Source organism: Sphingobacterium sp. Mn56C (genome assembly GCF_049319645.1).
Classification (GTDB): Bacteria; Bacteroidota; Bacteroidia; order Sphingobacteriales; family Sphingobacteriaceae; genus Sphingobacterium.
In genome coordinates, this window is record NZ_JBMOUC010000012.1 from 1 (window position 1) to 3,124 (window position 3,124).

The following is a 3,124-nucleotide window of genomic DNA, read 5'->3' on the forward strand; positions in this document are numbered from 1 at the left end:
TAGTTTGCTCTTACCCATGCATTCGCTTTTTCAGAACTTTTGAAAATAGCTTTCATTTCTTCGTGACTTCCGGTCAATACCATTGGAATAAATTTAACAGCATCTTTCCGAAGTGCTTTTTTCCCCTTATACCCCTCTTTGATTCGTTCATTGATTGCATCTGGTAATTTCATCTTTGAATAATGATTATCGATTAAATCTTTATTCAAATGCTCCCTTTCAGGATCTGCTGATTTGAAAGTTTGCTTTTGGCTTTTATCTCGGTCAATGTGTGCGCCAAGTTTACCACCTCCGCCACTTCCTTTTGATGCGTGAAAAACTGCGTATCCCATAATTCAAGTTTTTAAAATTGTTTGGTTATTTCTCGGATATGTTTTCGAGAGATAAACAAACAAATGTCCTTTCTTTTTGCCTTTCAAGTTTGAAAAGGCAAACCTCAAAAATGCATTAAATCGCTTGCGGTTTAGTAGCGTTTTTGGCAAAGTCCGAATAGGACTTTGAAGCCCTCTGCAAGAGCCCACTTTACAGAGCTTTGCGAATGTAAAGTCTAGTGGGCGAAACCTTATAAAAACAAAGGTCCGAACAAGCGACAAAAAAACAACCGATAAAGGTTGTTGATTTGGAGTAAAGTTAGTACCTTTGAATCAAACAAACAAATGCCCTCTTCGAAGCTATCTTGATAGCGGAGATCAGGGCATTTTTTGTGAAGATGTTTTTTATAAAAGGTTTTTATTTATTGTGTATATCTTTAAGTTTACCATCCTTAGAATAGACAAATTGTTTCTCTTCTTGTATATATCCACCAAAAGAATTTGTTGCTCTATAAGTTAAATTAACAACGATTGAACTGTCTTTAGAATAGCCTGATTCAACATTGATTTTTTCATAACTTTTAGGGTCTTTAAGAGTTTTTTTGAGAAGTTCTTCAGAATGAATTTCTGCTTTTATGAGTTTCATTCGTACGGCTCTATTTTGTTCTTCTGCATAGTCTAAACTATCTTTTTTTGCTTTTTCAGAAGCTCGTTCAATTTCTTGCTGTGCTTTTTCTTCATCACTCATTAAAGCTTGCTGGATAAATCCTATAACAGCTCCAACAATCATAATTCCGATGAAAATTTTTAGACATCCTAGTGCTTTACTTTTCTTTTTAGGGGCGTTAATTGATTGGTTCATTTCAAATTTTACGTTTTATTGTTAATTAATCTTTCTATTTTTTCTCTTGTTCTTCTGTTGTAAACCATTGCATGAGTCCAATTTATATTTTTTGACTTAGCCCATTCAATAGCTTTATTTGTATCATGTACAAATTCTAGAAATAGCCTTTTTTCCTCTCCGTCATAAAAGGTCATACTAAAATCGTTTTTATGTCCTCGCATCTAATTATAATAAAGTCATTTGGTTAGGGTCTGATGGTTTATGAGCTTTTTGCTTTTTTATATATGTTTTTGCAAAAGTTATTCTATTACCATTAAAAGCAATCATTGGATTTATATAATATTTATAATCTGTTTTACCTCTAGCTATTATTTCATTCGATAAAAGAGATGCTAATCCAATGAAAACACTTTTATCACTTTTATAGCCTGTATAGTTCATACACTCTTCTCTTTCAAAATAAAATGTGTCTTGATTTGGAACTAATTGAGTTAATATATATCCAAAAACTTTTATAGCTTGAGGTTTTAAATCAAAAAAAGCCGAAAAATTAGATAAGTAAAACTTAGCAAATTGTTCTTCATCTACTTCGATTTGACGAATAAATTGGGTATGTCCTAATACCTCTCCAGTACTTTCGTCATAGGCTTTTAAAATAGCTTTTTCACCTGTGTTTGTAGCCGTTTTATATTTCTTAACTATATTTTTTTGAACTTGTTCAATTGCTTGTTTTATGAAAGGATTTTCAGAGTTTTTTTGAAATTTTGAGAGAGTTAGATTTTCCATACTTACATTTTAATTGTAATTTAAACTAAGCAAATATACAATATTATTTCACTTAAAATAAAATAATATTGTAATATTTAAGCTAAAATATTACAATTAAATACGCTTAGGATTACAATCTCACACGCTTAGGATTACAATTTGAATACATCTAAAGTACTAAAAACCAAATACTTATTTTTTTTTGCTTCTTAGCTTCTTATTATTCCTCTTTTTTTCTCTCTAAACAGCAGACAACCGTAGGGCGTCAGAAGCCTGCTCGAAGAGAGGTAAGCCGAAGATGTGCGAGGGGTTAATATCGCCCTGGTGAGTAACCTCTATTTTGATTTAAGTTTACTTTGTTTTCTCGTTCTTGGTTCTGTTCTGCTCTGACTTCAAAAGCTTGAGTAAGATTTTTGTGAAAATCATTTTTACTCATCGCTTTGTCGTAAATCTCTTGGTTAACCCCTTTTTGTTTTTTAGATACTTCAAAAATCATTTTCGATGCAAACTGCTTCCTTTCCTCTGGAGTATATTGGTGTAGGTTAAAGCGACCTTGTAAGAGACGATTTACTTCATAGTTGATATCTTTCTGCAGTCTATCAATGATTGTGTCTTGTTGAGCTTTGTAAGTGCTTTCTGAACGAAGAATTTTATCATAGTTCTTCTTCAGCTGTGAATAATTCTCTCGAAGCTCTAATAATTTAGCTTCTTCCCTCTTTGCCTTTTGGTCACTATCAAATTTGTGATTTTGAGCCAATTTTAAGCCCTCTGTTAAAACTTCTATCTTTTTCAAAGGATTTAATCGCTCTAAAAAGTTCAATCTGTCTAATGGGTTTAAAATAGCTTTTTCAGCCTCTTTTTGTTTCGCTATGTACCAACCCTCTGATGTATGCTTTGCTTTTGAGCCTACAACTCCCCTTTTTAAGCCAAATTGCTCCATTCCATCAGCGTAACGAGTTTGTCTGTCTGAAAGATCGTTGCGATTTCCGAAACGTTCTTTTGCAGATAAACGGCCGTCAGATGTCAAAGGCACAACAACAGCGTGTATATGGGGCGTTTTCTCATCCAAGTGAAGTGTAAAGCGAACAATGTTTTCTTTTCCAAATTCCTTGCAAACAAAGTCATAGTTTGCTCTTACCCATGCATTCGCTTTTTCAGAACTTTTGAAAATAGCTTTCATTTCTTCGTGACTTCCGGTCAA

Annotated in this window: 5 protein-coding genes; all 5 read right to left on the bottom strand. The window is 33.0% G+C overall.

Annotation, left to right across the window (positions count from 1 at the left end; genetic code table 11):
- Window positions 1–332 (bottom strand): plasmid recombination protein (locus ACL9RF_RS17650; protein ID WP_422801967.1); only part of this gene is annotated, 332 nt, incomplete at its 3' end.
- A 397-nt stretch (window positions 333–729) separates the two neighbouring features.
- Window positions 730–1,173, bottom strand: coding sequence for a hypothetical protein (locus ACL9RF_RS17655; RefSeq protein ID WP_422801968.1), 444 nt, complete (start codon window positions 1,171–1,173; stop codon window positions 730–732).
- Window positions 1,174–1,181: 8 nt separating this feature from the next.
- Window positions 1,182–1,349 (bottom strand): hypothetical protein, encoded by a 168-nt coding sequence (locus ACL9RF_RS17660; protein WP_422801969.1) that lies wholly within the window; start codon window positions 1,347–1,349, stop codon window positions 1,182–1,184.
- 31 nt (window positions 1,350–1,380) lie between these two features.
- The gene (locus tag ACL9RF_RS17665; RefSeq protein WP_422801970.1) at window positions 1,381–1,941 is read right to left on the bottom strand and encodes a RepA protein; all 561 of its coding nucleotides are present in this window, start codon (window positions 1,939–1,941) and stop codon (window positions 1,381–1,383) included.
- 292 nt (window positions 1,942–2,233) lie between these two features.
- On the bottom strand, window positions 2,234–3,124 hold an 891-nt coding region (gene mobV, locus ACL9RF_RS17670), incomplete at its 5' end, for a MobV family relaxase (protein ID WP_422801971.1).

What these genes read in the sequence shown, in the direction of transcription:
- ACL9RF_RS17655 (WP_422801968.1), bottom strand. Translation starts at nt 1,173, where the DNA reads ATGAACCAATCAATTAACGCCCCTAAAAAGAAAAGTAAAGCACTAGGA.
- ACL9RF_RS17660 (WP_422801969.1), bottom strand. Translation starts at nt 1,349, where the DNA reads ATGACCTTTTATGACGGAGAGGAAAAAAGGCTATTTCTAGAATTTGTA.
- ACL9RF_RS17665 (WP_422801970.1), bottom strand. Translation starts at nt 1,941, where the DNA reads ATGGAAAATCTAACTCTCTCAAAATTTCAAAAAAACTCTGAAAATCCT.